Source organism: Bradyrhizobium sp. Kon69 (assembly GCF_055807515.1).
Genome location: NZ_JBVVOS010000022.1, coordinates 116968 through 134056 on the forward strand (window position 1 = coordinate 116968; position 17089 = coordinate 134056).

At 65.2% G+C, this 17089-nt stretch carries 13 protein-coding genes; 5 read left to right on the forward strand and 8 right to left on the reverse strand.

Translation table 11 applies throughout. From position 1 onward, the window contains the following. Positions 1–111: 111 nt before the first annotated feature. Positions 112–891, reverse strand: coding sequence for a DUF2865 domain-containing protein (locus AC0L3U_RS27240; RefSeq protein WP_473363918.1), 780 nt, complete (start codon positions 889–891; stop codon positions 112–114). A 289-nt stretch (positions 892–1180) separates the two neighbouring features. Beyond that, positions 1181–1744, reverse strand: coding sequence for an orotate phosphoribosyltransferase (pyrE, locus tag AC0L3U_RS27245; protein ID WP_018460046.1), 564 nt, complete (start codon positions 1742–1744; stop codon positions 1181–1183). A gap of 175 nt (positions 1745–1919) precedes the next feature. Here pyrE and AC0L3U_RS27250 point away from each other — a divergent pair, with 175 nt between their 5' ends. Further along, positions 1920–2546, forward strand: coding sequence for a glutathione S-transferase family protein (locus AC0L3U_RS27250; protein WP_473363892.1), 627 nt, complete (start codon positions 1920–1922; stop codon positions 2544–2546). A gap of 148 nt (positions 2547–2694) precedes the next feature. Here AC0L3U_RS27250 and AC0L3U_RS27255 read toward each other — a convergent pair whose 3' ends face one another. From AC0L3U_RS27255 to AC0L3U_RS27265, 3 genes are all read right to left on the reverse strand, one after another. Next, positions 2695–3330, reverse strand: a complete 636-nt coding sequence (locus tag AC0L3U_RS27255) for a LysE family translocator (RefSeq protein WP_473363893.1) — start codon at positions 3328–3330, stop codon at positions 2695–2697. A gap of 294 nt (positions 3331–3624) precedes the next feature. After that, positions 3625–6705 carry a DNA polymerase I gene (polA, locus tag AC0L3U_RS27260; protein ID WP_473363894.1) on the reverse strand — a complete coding sequence of 1027 codons (3081 nt, stop codon included), beginning with the start codon at positions 6703–6705 and terminating at the stop codon, positions 3625–3627. Between the two features lie 252 nt (positions 6706–6957). After that, on the reverse strand, positions 6958–8025 hold the full coding sequence (locus AC0L3U_RS27265) for an acyltransferase family protein (protein ID WP_473363895.1): 1068 nt from the start codon (positions 8023–8025) through the stop codon (positions 6958–6960). 193 nt (positions 8026–8218) lie between these two features. Here AC0L3U_RS27265 and AC0L3U_RS27270 point away from each other — a divergent pair, with 193 nt between their 5' ends. The 4 genes from AC0L3U_RS27270 to AC0L3U_RS27285 all read left to right on the forward strand — a co-directional run bounded on the left by AC0L3U_RS27270 (position 8219) and on the right by AC0L3U_RS27285 (position 14480). Continuing rightward, on the forward strand, positions 8219–9535 hold the full coding sequence (locus AC0L3U_RS27270) for a UDP-glucose dehydrogenase family protein (protein ID WP_473363896.1): 1317 nt from the start codon (positions 8219–8221) through the stop codon (positions 9533–9535). Between the two features lie 143 nt (positions 9536–9678). Beyond that, positions 9679–12156, forward strand: a complete 2478-nt coding sequence (gene hrpB, locus AC0L3U_RS27275) for an ATP-dependent helicase HrpB (protein ID WP_473363919.1) — start codon at positions 9679–9681, stop codon at positions 12154–12156. Between the two features lie 125 nt (positions 12157–12281). After that, positions 12282–12791: a TIGR02281 family clan AA aspartic protease gene (locus tag AC0L3U_RS27280; RefSeq protein WP_473363897.1), complete on the forward strand. Its 510-nt coding sequence runs from the start codon at positions 12282–12284 to the stop codon at positions 12789–12791. Positions 12792–12980: 189 nt separating this feature from the next. Continuing rightward, complete coding sequence (locus AC0L3U_RS27285) at positions 12981–14480, forward strand: phosphomannomutase/phosphoglucomutase (RefSeq protein ID WP_473363898.1); 1500 nt, start codon at positions 12981–12983, stop codon at positions 14478–14480. 133 nt (positions 14481–14613) lie between these two features. Here AC0L3U_RS27285 and AC0L3U_RS27290 read toward each other — a convergent pair whose 3' ends face one another. From AC0L3U_RS27290 to nudC, 3 genes are all read right to left on the reverse strand, one after another. Then, the gene (locus tag AC0L3U_RS27290; protein WP_027514344.1) at positions 14614–15123 is read right to left on the reverse strand and encodes an Lrp/AsnC family transcriptional regulator; all 510 of its coding nucleotides are present in this window, start codon (positions 15121–15123) and stop codon (positions 14614–14616) included. 67 nt (positions 15124–15190) lie between these two features. After that, on the reverse strand, positions 15191–16144 hold the full coding sequence (locus AC0L3U_RS27295) for a sugar kinase (RefSeq protein ID WP_473363899.1): 954 nt from the start codon (positions 16142–16144) through the stop codon (positions 15191–15193). Positions 16145–16150: 6 nt separating this feature from the next. Then, positions 16151–17089, reverse strand: coding sequence for an NAD(+) diphosphatase (nudC, locus tag AC0L3U_RS27300; protein ID WP_473363900.1), 939 nt, complete (start codon positions 17087–17089; stop codon positions 16151–16153).

Genomic DNA, 17089 nt, shown 5'->3' on the forward strand with positions numbered 1-17089 from the left:
CAATCTCGTCATTGCGAGGAGCGTAGCGACGAAGCAATCCAGAGCGTCTCTCCGGAAAGATTCTGGATTGCTTCGCTTCGCTCGCAATGACGACTTGGTGAGAGTTGGGCTTTACTCCAGCCCAGCCCGCTTCGCCGGCTTCTGCGTTTTCGGCACCGTCACGTCGGGCAGCGTCTCGCGCACGATCTCCGCGGCGGGGCTATCCGCCGCCACCGTGTCGGCGCGCACCGGCGCCACCTTCATCTCGCCGAGCCGTGCACGGACCTGCGCGGTGAGACCGGGGTAGGAGGCGACCGGGGTGAAGTCCGCGGCCTGGTCGTTGCCGACGCGGATGCCGGTATAGGCAACGAGGCCGTCGCTGGTGGCGATCACGTCGCCGGGTTTTAGCGACGAGTCCAGCGCCAGATCGACCGGCGCGAGGCCGACCGGCTCGCGGCCGTTGCAGGTGCAGTCGGCGCGCAGCGCCTTGCGATAGGCGAACGCGTTCTCGCTATCGGCGTAGCGCTCGCCGGTCTGCGACGCGGCGCCGTCGATCGAGGAGCCGAAATAGATCTTGGTGGCGCTCGCAGGACAGAAGGCCTGACACATCTGCGCGGGCGAGGTGAGACCGCGCATCAGCGGAAAATATTTGCCGTCGCAGCTGCGCACGCAGAACGCCGGTCCCGAGCCGCCGGCCGCGGCCGAACGTGCCGGCGGCACATATTGCGGGGATGCGGCATTCTGCTGGCCGGTGAAGGGGTCCGCGTAGGAGCTCGCCTGCTGCGGCACCTCACGCTGCGGCCGCTGCTGCTGCGGCTGCATTCCGCCGAAGAAGAAATCGAACAGGCCTTCGGCCGAAACCGGGGCCGGAGCCGCAAGCAGCGGTGCTGCCAGTGTGGCGGCGACGAGCATCGCGCGATTCAGGCGCGCATGGGACATGACTGTACGCAAACGCTTACTCCACCCGACGCTACCAACCGGCCGGGACCCTCAGGTCTCAGCACATGATTCACCATAAGGCGGGATGGTAAATGAGCGGTTGAGGGCCTTTTACCTCGCCCCGCTTGCGGGGAGAGGTCGGATTGCATCGAAGATGCAATTCGGGTGAGGGGGTACAGGCCTCACGGCTATCTCATCTGTGGAGAGAGGCCCTCACCCCAACCCTCTCCCCGTAAGAACGGGGCGAGGGGGAAGAAAGCGCTCAAGCCTTCAAAAATTCCGACGCCTTGTACAGCGAGCGGAATGGCAGGCCGGCCGCGCCAAAGGTGTCGTCGGCGCCTTCCTCGCGGTCGACCATGGTCAGCACCAGCACCACTTCCGCGCCGGTCTCGCGCACCGCCTCCACCGCCTTCATCGCCGAGCCGCCGGTGGTGGTGACATCCTCGACGATCACGACGCGCTTGCCTTCCAGCGTCTCGCCCCTGGGCAGCCCCTCGATCGCGAGCTTCGCGCCATGCTCCTTCGGCTTCTTGCGCACGAAGAAGGCCGCGATGGGATGGCCCTTGATCCAGGAGATCTGCGCCAGCGCCCCGGCCAGCGGCACCGCGCCCATCTCGAGCCCGCCGATGAAATCGAGCTGGTCGTCCTTCAGCGCCTCATAGGTCAGCTCGGCGAGCAGCGTCGCACCCTCCGGGTCGAGCATGGTCGGCTTGAGGTTGAAGTAGAAGTCGCTCTTGCGACCCGACGCGAGCGTCACCTCGCCGCGGCCGAAAGAGCGCCGGCGGATGATCTCGAACAGGCGGGCGCGGGAGGCTGATTTAGACACGGCGGGCCCTCGGGAGCGTTTTTGGAAGTGGCGGAATTTATCCGCGACGGCCCCGACATTCCAGAGGGGGCTTCCCCCGTCAACAGGGATCGGCCATCCCGGCCCGCCGGTTGTGGGGGTGCAACGTTCTGGAGTAGGTGGATGCCGGATATCCCCGGGGAAGGACACGCGACAAATGACCATCGAGCTGCACACCTGGAACACGCCGAACGGCCGCAAGATCTCGGTTGCGCTGGAGGAAATGGGGCTGCCCTACAAGGTGATCCCGGTGAATATCAGCAAGGGCGAACAGATGGCGCCGGAGTTCCTGAAGCTCTCGCCCAACAACAAGATTCCCGCGATCCTCGACCCCGAGGGGCCGGACGGCAAGCCCGTCAGCATCTTCGAGTCGGGGGCGATCCTGCTGTATCTCGGCGAAAAGACCGGCAAATTCCTGCCGAAATCGCTTTCGGGCCGCATCCCCGTCTATGAATGGCTGATGTGGCAGATGGGCGGCTTCGGACCGATGCCGGGCCAGGTGCACCATTTCATCGCGCTCGAGAACGAGCAGGACCGCGCCTACGGCCTCAAGCGCTACATGGCGGAGACGCGACGGCTCTATGGCGTCCTCGACCGCCGGCTGGAGGCCCGCGATTTCGTCGCCGACGAGCTCTCGGTTGCCGATTTTGCCATCCTGGGCTGGGCTTGGCGTCACCCTCGCCACAAGGTTGACCTGGCCGACTTTCCCCACGTCAAGCGCTGGTACGAGGCCCTGATAGCCCGCCCGGCGGTGAAGCGGGGCATGGAGGCGAAGCTGGATTGATCTTCTCACTCTCCCCGTTCTTACGGGGAGAGGGTTGGGTGAGGGGCCTCTCTCCGCTGATGAGATGGCCGTGAGACCTGTACCCCCTCACCCGGATCGCAAGAGCGATCCGACCTCTCCCCGCAGGCGGGGAGAGGTGAAAAAGCCCTCACACCTTCCGCGCCTCGACCGCCATCCGCACCGCAAGCCCGGTCAGCACCGTGCCCATCAGCCAGCGCTGGACCAGCATCCAGCTTGGCCGGCTTGCGAGAAACAGCGCGATCGACCCGGCCGCGAGCGCGATCATGGCATTCACGCTGACGCTGATCGCGATCTGGATCGCGCCGAGCACCACCGACTGCGCCAGCACGCTGCCGGCGGCGGGGTCGATGAACTGCGGCAGCAGCGCGAGGTAAAGCATCGCGATCTTCGGGTTGAGCAGATTGGTGACGAACCCCATTGCGAACAATTTGCGCGGGCTGTCGATCGCAAGCTGTTTCACCTGGAACGGCGAGCGACCGCCCGGCTTCACCGCCTGCCAGGCCAGCCACAGCAAATAACCGGCGCCGGCAAAGCGCAGCGCGTCATAGGCGAAGGGAACGGCGAGCAGCAGCGCCGTGATGCCGAACGCCGCGCACAGCATGTAGAACACGAAGCCGAGCGCCACGCCGCCGAGCGAGACGATGCCCGCCACTGGGCCTTGCGTTATCGAACGCGAGATCAGGTAGATCATGTTCGGCCCGGGCGTGAGCACGAGGCCGAGGCAGACAAGCGCGAAGCCGAGCAGGGCGGAGGTGTGGGGCATGGCTGAACCGGTGCGGGAGACGGCACAATTCTAATATGGGTGGCGCAGTGGGACCATCGCGAAATTGCACGGAGGACAATTCTGGTGCGGCCGCGCGCTCGGTGCGCTCCCTCGCCCCGTTCTTACGGGGTCGCGACGAGCTTCGCTCGCGCTGAGAGGGTTGGGGTGAGGGGCTCTCTCCACGCATGAGATCGCCGTGGTACCTGTACCCCCTCACCCGGATCGCACCGGACGATGCTTCGCATCGCCGAGGCGATCCGACCTCTCCCCGCAAGCGGGGCGAGGTAAGAAAAATCAATGCGCCTCGTCCCAATTGTTCGCCGCGCGTGCATCGACATGTAGCGGCACCGAGAGCAGCACGGCCGGGAACGGCGCGTCCTGCATCACGTGCTGCACGACGGGAAGTGTGGCCTCGACCTCCGCGTCCGGCACCTCGAAGATCAGTTCGTCATGCACCTGCAGCAGCATCTGCGCCGACAGCTTCTTCCCGGCGAGTGCAGCCTCCATCCGCGTCATGGCGCGGCGGATGATGTCGGCGGCGGTGCCCTGGAGCCGGGCGTTGATCGCGGCGCGCTCGTTGAAGGCGCGCACCGAGGCGTTCGAAGCCTTGATGTCGGGATAGTACATCTTGCGTCCGAACAGCGTGGTGACGTAGCCGTGGCTCCGGCAGAAGTCGCGCGTCTCGTCCATGTAGGCGCGGATGCCGGGAAAGCGCTCGAAGTATTTCTTGATGTAGGCGGAGGCCTCCTCGCGCCCGATGCCGAGCTGGTTGGCGAGGCCGAACGCCGAAATGCCGTAGATGATGCCGAAATTGATCGCCTTGGCGCGGCGGCGGATTTCGCTCGGCATGCCCTTGATCGGCACGCCGAACATTTCCGATGCCGTCATGGCGTGAATGTCGAGACCGTCGCGGAAAGCCTGCTGCAGCACGGGAATGTCGGCGATCTCGGCGAGCAGCCGCAGCTCGATCTGCGAGTAGTCGGCGGAGACCAGCTTATGCCCCGGCGTTGCGATGAAGGCGCGGCGGATTTTTCTGCCGTCCTCGGTGCGCACCGGAATGTTCTGCAAATTCGGCTCGTTCGAGGACAGCCGGCCCGTCGTGGTCGCGGCCAGCGCGTAGGTCGTATGGACGCGGTGGGTCTGGGGATTCACGTAGGTCGGCAGCGCGTCGGTGTAGGTCGATTTGAGCTTCGAGACCTGGCGCCACTCCAGAATCTTCTTCGGGAGATCGTGGCCCTGCTCGGCGAGCTCGTCGAGCACCTGAGCGGTGGTGGACCACGCGCCGGTCTTGGTCTTGGTGCCGCCGGACAGTCCCATCTTGCCGAACAGGATGTCGCCGATCTGCTTCGGGCTGCCGACATTGACGGGCTCGCCCGCGATCTGCTGGATCTCGGCCTCGACGCGCGCCGCGGTCTGGGCGAAGTCGCCGGAGAGACGCGACAGCACCTGGCGGTCGATCGAGATGCCGCGCCGTTCCATGCGCGCGAGCACCGACACCAGCGGGCGTTCCAGCGTCTCGTAGACCGTGGTCATGTGCTCGGCGACGAGGCGCGGCTTCAGCACGCGCCAGACGCGCAAGGTGATGTCGGCGCCTTCCGCCGACAGCGCCGCGGCCTTGTCGATCGGCACCTGGTCGAACGTGATCTTGCCCTTGCCGCTGCCGAGCAGCTCGTTCTCCTTCAGCATGGCGTGACCGAACCAGCGCTCGGACAGCTGCTCCAGCGCATGCGAGCCGCGGCCGGCGTCGAGCACGTAGGAGATCAGCTGCGCATCGTCGGTGTTGCACAATGTGATGCCGTGCTGCGCCAGCATCACCGCGGTGAATTTGACGTCGAAGCCGATCTTGAGAATGCCCGGTGATTCCAGCACCGGTCGCAGCGCCTCGATCGCCTCGCCATGCTTGACCTGATCGGACGCGAGGCCGGCGTCGAACAGGCCGGCGCCGCCGCCGGACTGCTTGTGCGCCAGCGGCACGTAGCAGGCCTCGTTCGGCGCCAGCGCCAGCGCGATGCCGCAGAGATCAGCCTGCATCGGGTCGATCGAGTTTGCCCGGATCTCGACCGCGACATGGCCGGCATCATGGATGCGCGCGATGAACGCGTTCAATTCCGCGAGCGTCTTGACGGCCTGGTACTTGCTGCGGTCGACCGGAAGCTTCCGCAAAATCTCTTCGCGCGCGGCGGCGAGAGAGATCGGCGCGCCCTTCGGGCTCGCGGCCTTGTCCTCCTTGCTCGCCGATGCATTGCGCTGGCCCACTGGCGCTTGCGCCGGCGCGCCGGTTCCCGGGGCCGGCACGACGTCCGAAGGCGGCAGCGGCGAGAAAACGCTGGCGCCGCTGGAATAGCCCGGATCGGCATCGACGTTTGCCGGATCGATCTGCGAGAACTCGGCGACGCGGCGCGTCAGCGTAGAAAATTCCATCGCCTTCAGGAACGCGATCAGCTTGCGCGCATCGGGCTCGTGGACGGCGAGATCGTCCAACGGGACGTCGAGGTCGACCTTGTCGTCGAGCAATACGAGCTGCCGCGAGATGCGCGCCTTCTCCGCGTTCTCGATCAGCGCCTCGCGCCGCTTCGGCTGCTTGATCTCGGTGGCACGGAACAGCAATTGCTCGAGATCGCCATATTCGACGATCAGCTGCGCCGCCGTCTTGATGCCGATGCCGGGCACGCCAGGAACGTTGTCGGTAGAATCGCCGGCCAGGGCCTGCACTTCCACCACCTTCTCCGGCGGCACGCCAAACTTCTCGATCACCTCGGGGATGCCGATGCGGCGGTCCTTCATGGTGTCGTACATGGTGACGCAATCGGTGACGAGCTGCATCAGGTCCTTGTCGGAGGACACGATCGTCGCGCTCGCGCCGCGCTCGCACGCTTGCCGCACATAGGTCGCAATCAGATCGTCGGCTTCGAAGCCGACCTGTTCCAGGCAAGGCAGGTCGAAGGCGCGTACCGCTTCGCGGATCAGCGAAAATTGCGGGATCAGATCGTCCGGCGCCGGCGCCCGGTGCGCCTTGTACTCAGGATAGATCTTGTTGCGGAAGGTGATTTCCGACTTGTCGAAAATGATCGCCAGATGCGTCGGCCGATTGTCCTCGGGCATCTCGCGCAAAAGCTTCCACAGCATGTTGCAGAAGCCGAGCACGGCATTGACCTGCAAGCCGTCGGACTTGCGGTTCATCGGCGGCAGCGCATGGTAGGCGCGGAAGATGTAGCCGGAACCGTCGACCAGGAAGACATGGTCGCCCTTGCCGGCTGCCTTCGCGGCGACGGGCTTGGCAGCAGCTGTCGCAGCAGCGAGCTTGGTTTCGGCGGCCTTGGGCGCGGCAGCCTTGGTGTCAGCTTGGGCGGTGGTCTTTGGGGAGCTCTTGGGCATGGCCGCAATGTATGAATTTTTGCGGGATTTGACAGCCTCGGATGTGGGAAATCTGGCCGGAGCCCACACTCAAATATCGTCCCGGCCTAGTGCGCAATCGCGCACGGGGGGGCCGGGACCCATAACCACAGGGAGAAGTTTGGCGAAGACTGGCAGCTAAGCGATCGTGCCGCAGTACGAAGACCGCGATCTATCGATAAATCACGCGGTATGGGTCCCGGCCTCCGCCGGGACGACGATGTGGAGGCAGGATTACTCCGCCGCCTGCAGCGCCGGCCCCGCCTTCTTCGGCGCGATCCAGAACGCATCGGGCCGCTCGAACAGGAAATTGCCGCCAAGACGCAGAGCGATCTGCCAGATCGCGAGCGAGCCGATCACGCCGACGATAGTCACAATCAGCGACACCGCGCCGATGTCGGGAATGATGCCCGTGCGCAAGAGCAGCGTCCGTGTCGCCGCCATCGGCAAGAAGAAGGCGAGGTAGATCACGATCGAATGCTCGCCGCAGAAGCGGAAGACGTTCAGCCATTGCGCGCGCGCGAGCAGCGTGCCCATCGTGATGATGGCGCAGGCCCCGGCGAAGCCGAGCACGAGCGATACGAATTTCCACTCGCTGGCGCCGAGCATAACCAGACCGGCATTGACTAGCGCCCATGTCGCGAGCGCTGTCAGCGCCCATGCGGGATGATTGCGCGCACGGTCCGACAGCGCGAACACGTAGGGCGCGAACAGATAGCCCGAATAGAAATAGACGAAGCGTGCGCAGAACTCGTCGATCGCGGTCCACCCGGTCGAGATGCGCGCCGTCTCCAGCGCGGCGGCGACCAGCCAGATCGCCAGCGGCGGCATGCGCCGTGTCAGTTTCGTGACGACGAAGAAGATCGGCAGGAGATAGATGAACCACAGCGTGCCGAACGGCTCGACGAAGGATTCCAGATAGAGCAAGCCGGCGTCGCGCCAGCTCGTTTCCGCCGCGAATGCGGGGGCCTTGAAGCCGAACTGGATTGTCACCCAGACGACATAGAAATAGGCGAAATGCACTACCTTGCGGTCGAGATAGGTTCGCCAGTCCCGGTCGACCACCAGTGACAGGAACAGACCCGAAATCAGGAAGAAATCCGGCATCCGGAACGGCTTTGCGAAGGCCACCAAAACATGCATGAAGCCGGTCTCGCCGGCGGCAAGCTCGACCCCCAGCACCGAATGCATCATCACGACCATGACGATGCAGATGCCCTTGGCGTAATCGACCCAATCGACACGCGCAGCCGCGGGGGCCTTGAGTCCCCCGCTCGCGGCGATTGTGCCTGATGGTGCCATGGTGTCTCTTTTTGAGGCGTGTTCCGCCAGGATCTGCGTGAACGCGGGGCAGTTTGCCGCCTTGCTGCTTACGATTTCTTTACCGGTACAAGTGCTGTGCCGTTTTTTGTACGCGGGCTGTTCCCTCACCCCGGTAAAATGCTAAACCGCCTTGGAATTGCGGTTTCGTTAACCAAGCCAAACAGGGTTTTTCATGCGCATTGCTATGATCGGCACGGGCTATGTGGGACTGGTGTCCGGGGCCTGCTTTGCGGATTTCGGTCACGACGTCATTTGCGTCGATAAGGACGAAAAGAAGATCGCGGCACTTCATCGCGGCGAGATCCCGATCTATGAGCCCGGGCTTGACGAACTGGTCGCGACGAATGTGAAGGCCAAGCGGCTGGAGTTCACCACCGATTTGTCCAAGCCGGTCGCGGATGCCGATGCTGTCTTCATCGCGGTCGGCACGCCGTCGCGCCGCGGTGACGGCCACGCCGATCTGTCCTACGTCTATGCGGCCGCGAAAGAGATCGCGCAGTCACTGTCCGGCTTCACCGTCGTCGTGACCAAGTCGACCGTTCCGGTCGGCACCGGCGACGAGGTCGAGCGCATCATCCGCGAGACCAATCCCAAGGCCGAAGTCGTCGTCGCCTCGAACCCCGAATTCCTGCGCGAGGGCGCGGCGATCCGCGACTTCAAATTCCCCGACCGCATCGTCGTCGGCACCTCCGACGAGCGCGGCCGCAAGGTGATGAGCGACATCTATCGGCCGCTGTCGCTGAACCAGGCGCCGCTGATGTTCACGGAACGCCGCACCGCCGAGATGATCAAATACGCCGCCAACGCGTTCCTCGCGACCAAGATCACCTTCATCAACGAGATCGCCGACCTCTCCGAAAAGGCCGGCGCCAACGTGCAGGAGGTCGCCCGCGGCATTGGCCTGGACAACCGCATCGGTACCAAATTCCTGCATGCCGGCCCAGGCTTCGGCGGCTCGTGCTTTCCGAAGGACACCAAGGCGCTGATCAAGATCGCGCAGGATTACGATGTGAGCCTTCGCATCGTCGAATCCGTGCTCGCGGTCAACGAGAACCGCAAGCGCGCGATGGCCCGCAAGGTCAGCCAGGCGCTAGGCGGCTCGCTGCGCGGCAAGACCATCGCTGTGCTCGGCCTCACCTTCAAGCCCGACACCGACGACATGCGCGATGCGCCGTCGATCCCGCTGGTTACGGGCTTGATCGACATGGGCGCGAAGGTGAAGGCCTTCGATCCCGTCGGCATGGAGCAGGCGAAGAGCGAGCTGCCCAGCATCATTTATTGCGAGGACGCCTATTCCTGCGCGGAAGGCGCCGACGCGATCGTGATCGTCACCGAATGGGTGCAGTTCCGGGCGCTCGATCTCGACCGGCTGAAGGCGACCATGGCCCAGCCCGTCATCGTCGATCTGCGCAACATCTACCGCCCCGAAGAAATGGCTGCGGCCGGCTTCGTCTATGAGAGCATTGGACGACCGCCGGTGCAGGGCTGATAGCGGCATATGATTGTCATACCCCGCAAAGGCGGGGTATCCAGTAATCCGCGATCTTCGTAACAGCCGAGATCCGAGTTTACTGGATCACCCGCACCAGTGCGCAAGTGCGCACAAGGCGGGTGATGACGGAAGCGAGATATTTGCCCCGCAGTTTCGACACGCCCCTCCCGATCGATGCCGTGCTCGACGAGCTCTCGCGCACGCTGGGGGCGCATCATGCCGCCGTGCTGGTGGCGCCGCCGGGCGCCGGCAAGACCACGCGCGTGCCGCTGGCGCTGCTCGATGCCCCTTGGGTCAAGGGCAGGAAGATCATCGTGCTGGAGCCGCGGCGCATCGCGGCGCGCGCCAGCGCCGACCGCATGGCCAAATCACTGGGCGAACGCGCCGGTGAGACCGTCGGCTATCGTGTCCGCTTCGGCTCGAAAATCTCGCGCGCGACCCGCATCGAGGTGGTGACGGAGGGCATCTTTACCCGCCAGATCCTCGACGATCCCGAACTTTCGGGCATCGCCGCCGTCCTGTTCGACGAATTCCACGAGCGCTCGCTCGACGCCGATATGGGCCTCGCGCTCGCGCGCGATGCGCAGACCGGCCTGCGCGAGGATTTGCGCATCCTCGTGATGTCGGCCACGCTCGATGGCGCCCGCGTGGCAAGATTGCTCGGCGAAGCGCCCGTCGTCGAAAGCGAGGGTCGCGCCTTTCCGGTGGAGACGCGCTATCTCGGCCGCAAGGCGGACGCGCCGGTGGAGCGGCAGATGGCGGATGCGATCGCCTCGGCGCTACGCGCCGATGCCGGCTCGGTGCTGGCGTTCCTGCCGGGCGCCGCCGAAATCCGCCGGACGCAGAACCTCCTCGGCGAACGCGTGCAGGACGCTTCGATCGAGATTGTTCCCCTGTTCGGCGCGCTCGACGCCGCCGTGCAGGACCGTGCCATCTCACCTGCACCTAAAGGCACGCGCAAGGTGGTGCTGGCGACCTCGATCGCGGAGACCTCGCTCACCATCGAGGGCGTGCGCATCGTGGTCGATTCCGGTCTCGCCCGCGTGCCGCGCTACGAGCCCGACATCGGCCTGACCCGGCTCGAGACCGTGCGCGTCTCGCGCGCTGCAGCGGACCAGCGCCGCGGCCGCGCCGGCCGCACCGAGCCGGGCGTGTGCTACCGGCTCTGGGACGAACCTCAGACAGCCTCGCTCGCGCCCTACACCCAGCCCGAGATCCTCAGCGCCGATCTGTCCTCGCTGGTGCTCGATCTCGCGCAATGGGGCGTCGCCGACCCTGCCGCGCTGTCGTTTCTCGACCCGCCGCCGCAGCCGGCCTGGAAAGAAGCAAAAAGCCTGCTCGCCGAGCTCAACGCGCTCAATGCCGATGGCCGCATCACCGCGGAGGGCAAGAGCCTGCGCGCGCTGGCGCTGCCGCCGCGGCTCGCGCGCATGATCGTGGATTCGCATCGTGCCGGCGAGGGCGAGGCCGCCGCCGAGATCGCCGCCATCATCACCGAGCGCGGGCTCGGCGGCGACAGCGTCGATCTCGAGCACCGTCGCGATCAGTTCCGCCGCGACCGTTCCCCGCGGGCCGCAAGCGCGCGCGACCTCGCGCGGCGCTGGGCCTCGCAGGTGGCGGCGTCAGAGAAGACGGCGGCCGGCGAAGGTGATCTCTCGACCGGCCTGATGCTGGCCTACGCCTTCCCGGACCGCGTCGCACGCAACCGCGGCAACGGCAGCTTCGTGCTCGCCAACGGTCGAGGTGCTGCCGTAGATCAAACTTCCTCGCTCGCCCGCGCGCCCTATATCGCGATCGGCGAGATGACCGGCACGGCGGCGAGCGGGCGCATTCTGCTCGCAGCGCAAATCTCGCAGGACGAGATCGAGCGGCATTTCGCTGAGCATATCGAATCCGTCGAGGAGATCTCGTTCGATCGCGGCGCGATGGCCCTCCGGGCGCGGCGCAAGCGCGCGCTGCACGCGATCACGCTCTCCGAGGCGACACTTGCCGTGTCGCCCTCGGAGGACACCGCGCGCATCTTCGCAGACGGGCTGATCGCCGCCGGCCTCGACCGGCTGCCCTGGTCGAAGGCCGCAAGACAATGGCGCGACCGCGTGATGTTCTTGCGCAAGGCCGAGGGCGATAGCTGGCCTGATCTCTCGGACGACGGGTTGATCGCGCGGCGCGACGATTGGCTGGTGCCGGCGCTCTACGACAAGATCGCGCTGAAGGATATCTCCGCCGGCGATCTCTCCGACGCGTTGATGGCGTTGTTGCCGTGGGAGATGCGCGCGCGGCTCGACCGCGAGGCGCCGACGCATTTCGAGGCCCCGACCGGCAGCGTGCTCGCGATCGACTACGAAGCCGAGCAGGGGCCGACCATCGCGGTGCGGCTGCAGGAATTGTTCGGCCTCAACACCCATCCCTCGATCGCCGCCGGCAAGGTGCCGCTGGTGCTGGAGCTGCTGTCGCCGGCGCAGCGCCCGGTGCAGGTCACGCGCGATCTGCCCGGTTTCTGGCGCGGCAGCTACAGCGCCGTGCGCTCCGATTTGCGCGGTCGCTACCCGCGCCATCCCTGGCCGGAAGATCCGGCGAATGCGCCGCCGACCCGGCGGGTCAAGCCGCGCGGGACGTGAGCGTTCCGAACACGCATTAACCGTCCGCTCATCCTTTTCGTCAAAATAGCACAGCTCTGGCCGCAGCGTCGCTCGCGGAGCGGCCTGCCGCGTGGTGAAATCGAGCTTCGGCTTCGAGTGGTGTGATGCGTAACTTAATGATCTTCGCGGCGATCATGATCGGCCTCGGCACGTTCATGGCGCAGATGGCGGACAGGATGAGCTCCGCTTCGGCGACGTCGGTGCCGCGTACGGTAGCAGTCGCGTCCACCGCGCCGGCCGGCGGCCGCAGCCTCAACATCCCCCGCGATGGCCGCGGCCACTTCCAGACCGAGGGCCGGATCGAAGGCCAGCGCATCGGCTTCATGGTCGACACCGGCGCCTCCGTGGTGGCGCTGAACGAGACCTCGGCCGCCCGTTTCGGCCTGCGGCCCTCGCGCGGCGATTACAACGCCACCGTCTCCACCGCCAACGGCACCATCAAGGCCGCGCGCACCCGCATCGCCATGCTCGATGTCGGCGGGCTTATCGTGCGCGACGTCGATGCCATGGTGTTGCCCGACGAGGCGCTGTCCGAGAACCTGCTCGGCCTCTCCTTCCTCTCCCGCCTCAAGCGCTTCGAATACGCCAACGGCCAGATGGTGCTGGAGCAGTAAGGTCCTTCCAAAGGCTCCAGCGATCACATATTTCAAGAAGATCACTATTTCGGCCACTCTCGCGGCCAGATTTCCCCGTTACCAAACTGCCGCAATTATCATCCATAAGCTGCCATTCCTGCCTTCCGCTGCAGCCCGGCATTCGCTAAGGCTGCATTAAATCTGGCTCTTTTTCACGAGACCGTCTCAATGTTCCCCAAGCCGAAATCCGTGTTGCTGCCCAACACCTATGCCTTCGAATCCGAGCCGATGGTGAAGGCCACGGGCTTTCGCGAATACGACGCGCGCTGGTTGTTCCAGAAGGAAATCAACCTGATGGGAATCCAGGCGCTCGGCATGGGGCTGGGCGCGCTGATCGCGGAGCTCGGCGTCAAGCAAGAGATCGTCACCGGTCATGATTTCCGCGGCTATTCGGCCTCGATCAAATATGCGCTGATTTCCGGCCTGATGGCAGCAGGCTGCAAGGTGCACGACATCGGGCTCGCGGTGACGCCGATGGCCTATTTCGCGCAGTTCGACCTCGACGTGCCCTGCTGTGCCATGGTTACGGCCTCGCACAACGACAATGGCTGGACCGGCGTGAAGATGGGCGCCAACCGCCCGCTGACCTTCGGCCCCGACGAGATGACGCGGTTGAAGGAGATCGTGCTGGGCGCCGAGTTCAAGAACAAGGCCGGCGGCTCCTATCAATTCCACGAGAATTATCCGGCGCGCTACATCGCCGATCTCACCAGCCGTCCGAAGCTCAAGCGCAAGCTCAAGGTCGTCGCGGCCTGCGGCAACGGCACCGCCGGCGCGTTCGCGCCGCAGGTGCTGGAGGCGATCGGCTGCGAGGTGATCCCGCTCGACACCGAGCTCGACCATACCTTCCCGAAATACAATCCGAACCCTGAAGACATGGAGATGCTGCACGCGATCCGCGACGCGGTGCTGCAGCACAAGGCCGATGTGGGTCTCGGCTTCGACGGTGACGGCGATCGCTGCGGCGTCGTCGACAACACCGGCGAGGAGATCTTTGCCGACAAGGTCGGTGTGATGCTGGCGCGCGACATGTCCGCGATCCACAAGGATGCGCAGTTCATCGTCGACGTGAAGTCGACCGGCCTGTTCATCACCGATCCGGTACTGCAGAAGCAGGGTGCAAAAACCACCTATTGGAAGACCGGCCATTCCTACATGAAGCGCCGCACCCATGAGACGGGTGCGCTCGCCGGCTTCGAGAAGTCCGGCCACTTCTTCTTCAACAAGCCGTATGGACGCGGCTATGACGACGGTCTGGTGTCGGCGCTCGCGATCTGCGACATGCTCGATCGCGCGTCCGGCAAGTCGATGGCCGATCTCAAGAACGCGCTGCCGAAGACCTGGTCGTCGCCGACCATGTCGCCGCATTGCGGCGACGAGGTGAAGTACGGCGTCATCGACAAGGTGGTGAAGCACTTCGAGGGCTTGCAGGCCAAGGGCGCCAAGATCGGCGGCCAGGCGATCCGCGATCTCGTCACCGTCAACGGCGTCCGCGTCACGGTCGAGGACGGCAGCTGGGGCCTGGTGCGCGCCTCCTCCAACAAGCCCGAGCTCGTCGTCGTGGTCGAGAGCCCGGTCTCCGAGCAGCGCATGCACGACATGTTCGAGATGGTGAACAGCGTGCTGCGCACCCATCCCGAAGTCGGCGAGTACAATCAGAAGATCTGAGGTGCAACTCCGGCCGTCATGCCCGGGCTTGTCCCGGGCATCCACGTTCTTCTCGCTGTGTCGATACGCGTGGATGGCCGGGACAAGCCCGGCCATGACGATGACCGATAAAGTCCGCGCCAGCGAGTAAACCTTAAGCCGCCACCACCGCCGGGATCGGCAGCGCGGTGACCGACTTGATCTTCTCCATCGCGAAGCGCGAGGTGACGTTCTTCAGCGGCACGGCGCTGATCAGCTTTTTGTAGAACACGTCATAGGCCTGCATGTCCGCGACGACGACGCGCAGCATGTAGTCGACGTCGCCGGCCATGCGATAGAACTCCATCACCTCCGGCATGGCGCTGACGGCGTCGGCGAACTTCTTGAGCCAGGCGTCGGAATGGTCGGAGCTCTCGACCGACACGAACACGGAGATGCCGAGCCCGATCTTGTTCTGGTCGACCAGTGCCACCCGCTTGGTGATCACGCCATCGGCCTCCAGGCGCTGGATGCGCTTCCAGCAGGGGGTCGAGGACAGGCCGACGCGGTCGCCGATCTCGGCGACGGAGAGGGAGGCATCATCCTGCAGCACCATCAGAATCTTGCGGTCGATGGCGTCGAGGCGGCGGCTGGTCTCGGGGAGCGGGACGGCGAGATCGGTCATTTGAAGAACTTTGTTCCATATCAAGGGCTGATTTCCCTGATATAGAGAAAATCTTTCCACGGCAAGCCTATATTCTCGCCGCATCAGTGGAATCCCTCTGCTGCCCGCCTCGCAAAAGCTCTTCAACTTCAACGCGTTGCGGAGCGGCCAGGCCGCCGCCGTGACGGGTGCATTTCAGCGCTGCGGCGGCCGCGGCGAATTGCAGCGCCTCCCGCACGCCGCCGCCTTCGGCGAGGCGAAGCGTGAAGGCGCCATGGAAGACGTCGCCGGCGCCGAGCGTATCGACAGCCTGAACCGGGACAGCCGGCGTCTGCTCCAGCTCGGCGCTCTCGTTCAGCCAGATCGTGCCGCGCGGGCCGCGGGTGGCGGCGAGGAAGGCGGGCGTGAGCGCGGCCAGGCGCTGCAACGCCTCGCCGTCATCGGCGATGCCGGCGGTCTCCTGCACCTGTTCGCTGGCGAACAGCAAATGCGAGGCGGCCGTGAGCAGGCCGTCCTGCAACGACATCGCGCGATCGACGCCGACGATGACGGCAATGCCGCGCCGGCGTGCCTCAGTGCAGAGGTCCGTGCAGAACGATGCGCAGCGGCTCTCGACGAGGACCGCCCGACAATCGGCGAGCAGCTTGTCGGCGTCGGGCAGCTCGACTGTCCACAGGGTCGGATCGCGATAGATCGTGAGCGTTCGCTCGCCCGTCGCGTCAATGATGATGGCAGAGACGGGCGTGGTCGCATGAGGTATGCGCACGATATGGCTTGTCTCGATATTTTCGGATCTCATGCGCTCGAGAATGAAGCCGCTCGACGTCTCCTGCGCATCGCCCATCGGACCTGCGAAGGAGACGCGGCCGCCAAGCCGCGCGATGGCGATCGCGGCATTGAGCGCGTTGCCGCCGCAGATCTCCGCGAGATGCGTGGCGTTGGCCTTGCTGCCGCGCGCGGGCACGGCCTCGACACGAAAGGTCAGGTCGCGCACGGGAATGCCGATGCAGAGGATGCGCGGCCCGATCACAGAGTGCGCCATCGGCGGTCAGCTCTTGTCGTGCACCCAGCGGCCGAGCAGGTGATGCGCAATCGCAAATGGATGCGGGCCCGCGAGCCCGTCCGGATGCGTCCGCGTCAGCATCAGAGCGGCCTCCTCGCGCGTGAACCAGCGCGCATCCTCCAGTTCGGAATGATCGACGACGATGTCCTCGCTCACCGCCCGCGCGCTGCAGCCGATCATCAGCGACGACGGATAGGGCCAGGGCTGGGTCATGTAATACTGCACGTCGGTGCAGCGGATCCCGGATTCTTCGAGGATCTCGCGGCGCACCGCGTCCTCGATGGTTTCGGCCGCCTCGACGAAACCGGCGAGGCAGGAATACATGCCCGGCGGAAACTGTTTCTGGCGGCCGAGCAGGCACCTTTCGCCGGAGGCGACGTGCATGATCACGACGGGATCGGTCCGCGGAAAGTGCTCGGCCTTGCAACTGGGGCACTCCCGCTTCCAGCCGCCTTCCTTCATCGCGCTGCGCGTGCCGCAATTGGCGCAATAGCCGTGGCGCTGATGCCAGCTCACCATCGACTTCGCCATCGCGATCGCCGACAGCTCCTGCGGCGGCACCGCGCCCTGCATCGCCATGCCGCGCAGCTCGTTGAGGGCGTAGTCCTCGCGCCCGACCAGCTTCTCGGAAGCGGCCTGCGACAGGCCCATCCCGAACATCGCGGCGCCGTCGCGCAAGCCTAAGAAGATCGTGCCGGGATTGGCGCCGCATTTCAGCGCCTCGTCGATTCCGAGCAGCGCGCGCACTTTGTCGCCGTCGCGCTTCACCAGTAGCGAGTCGCGGTAGACCACATAGGCGCGCGAGGTCGGCTTCTGCTCCAGCGCGAACAGCTTTTCGTCATCGCGGCGCAGATGCGCGGCACGGTCGAGAATGTTGGTGACGAAGGCCGGCTGCCCCAGCGGAAACGAGTCGAATGCTGACAT

Coding starts and splice junctions, on each gene's coding strand:
- AC0L3U_RS27240 (WP_473363918.1), bottom strand. CDS start 891: ATGCTCGTCGCCGCCACACTGGCAGCACCGCTGCTTGCGGCTCCGGCC.
- AC0L3U_RS27250 (WP_473363892.1), top strand. CDS start 1,920: ATGACCATCGAGCTGCACACCTGGAACACGCCGAACGGCCGCAAGATC.
- AC0L3U_RS27255 (WP_473363893.1), bottom strand. CDS start 3,330: ATGCCCCACACCTCCGCCCTGCTCGGCTTCGCGCTTGTCTGCCTCGGC.
- polA (WP_473363894.1), bottom strand. CDS start 6,705: ATGCCCAAGAGCTCCCCAAAGACCACCGCCCAAGCTGACACCAAGGCT.
- AC0L3U_RS27265 (WP_473363895.1), bottom strand. CDS start 8,025: ATGGCACCATCAGGCACAATCGCCGCGAGCGGGGGACTCAAGGCCCCC.
- AC0L3U_RS27270 (WP_473363896.1), top strand. CDS start 8,219: ATGCGCATTGCTATGATCGGCACGGGCTATGTGGGACTGGTGTCCGGG.
- AC0L3U_RS27280 (WP_473363897.1), top strand. CDS start 12,282: ATGCGTAACTTAATGATCTTCGCGGCGATCATGATCGGCCTCGGCACG.
- AC0L3U_RS27285 (WP_473363898.1), top strand. CDS start 12,981: ATGTTCCCCAAGCCGAAATCCGTGTTGCTGCCCAACACCTATGCCTTC.
- AC0L3U_RS27290 (WP_027514344.1), bottom strand. CDS start 15,123: ATGACCGATCTCGCCGTCCCGCTCCCCGAGACCAGCCGCCGCCTCGAC.
- AC0L3U_RS27295 (WP_473363899.1), bottom strand. CDS start 16,144: ATGGCGCACTCTGTGATCGGGCCGCGCATCCTCTGCATCGGCATTCCC.
- nudC (WP_473363900.1), bottom strand. CDS start 17,089: ATGTCAGCATTCGACTCGTTTCCGCTGGGGCAGCCGGCCTTCGTCACC.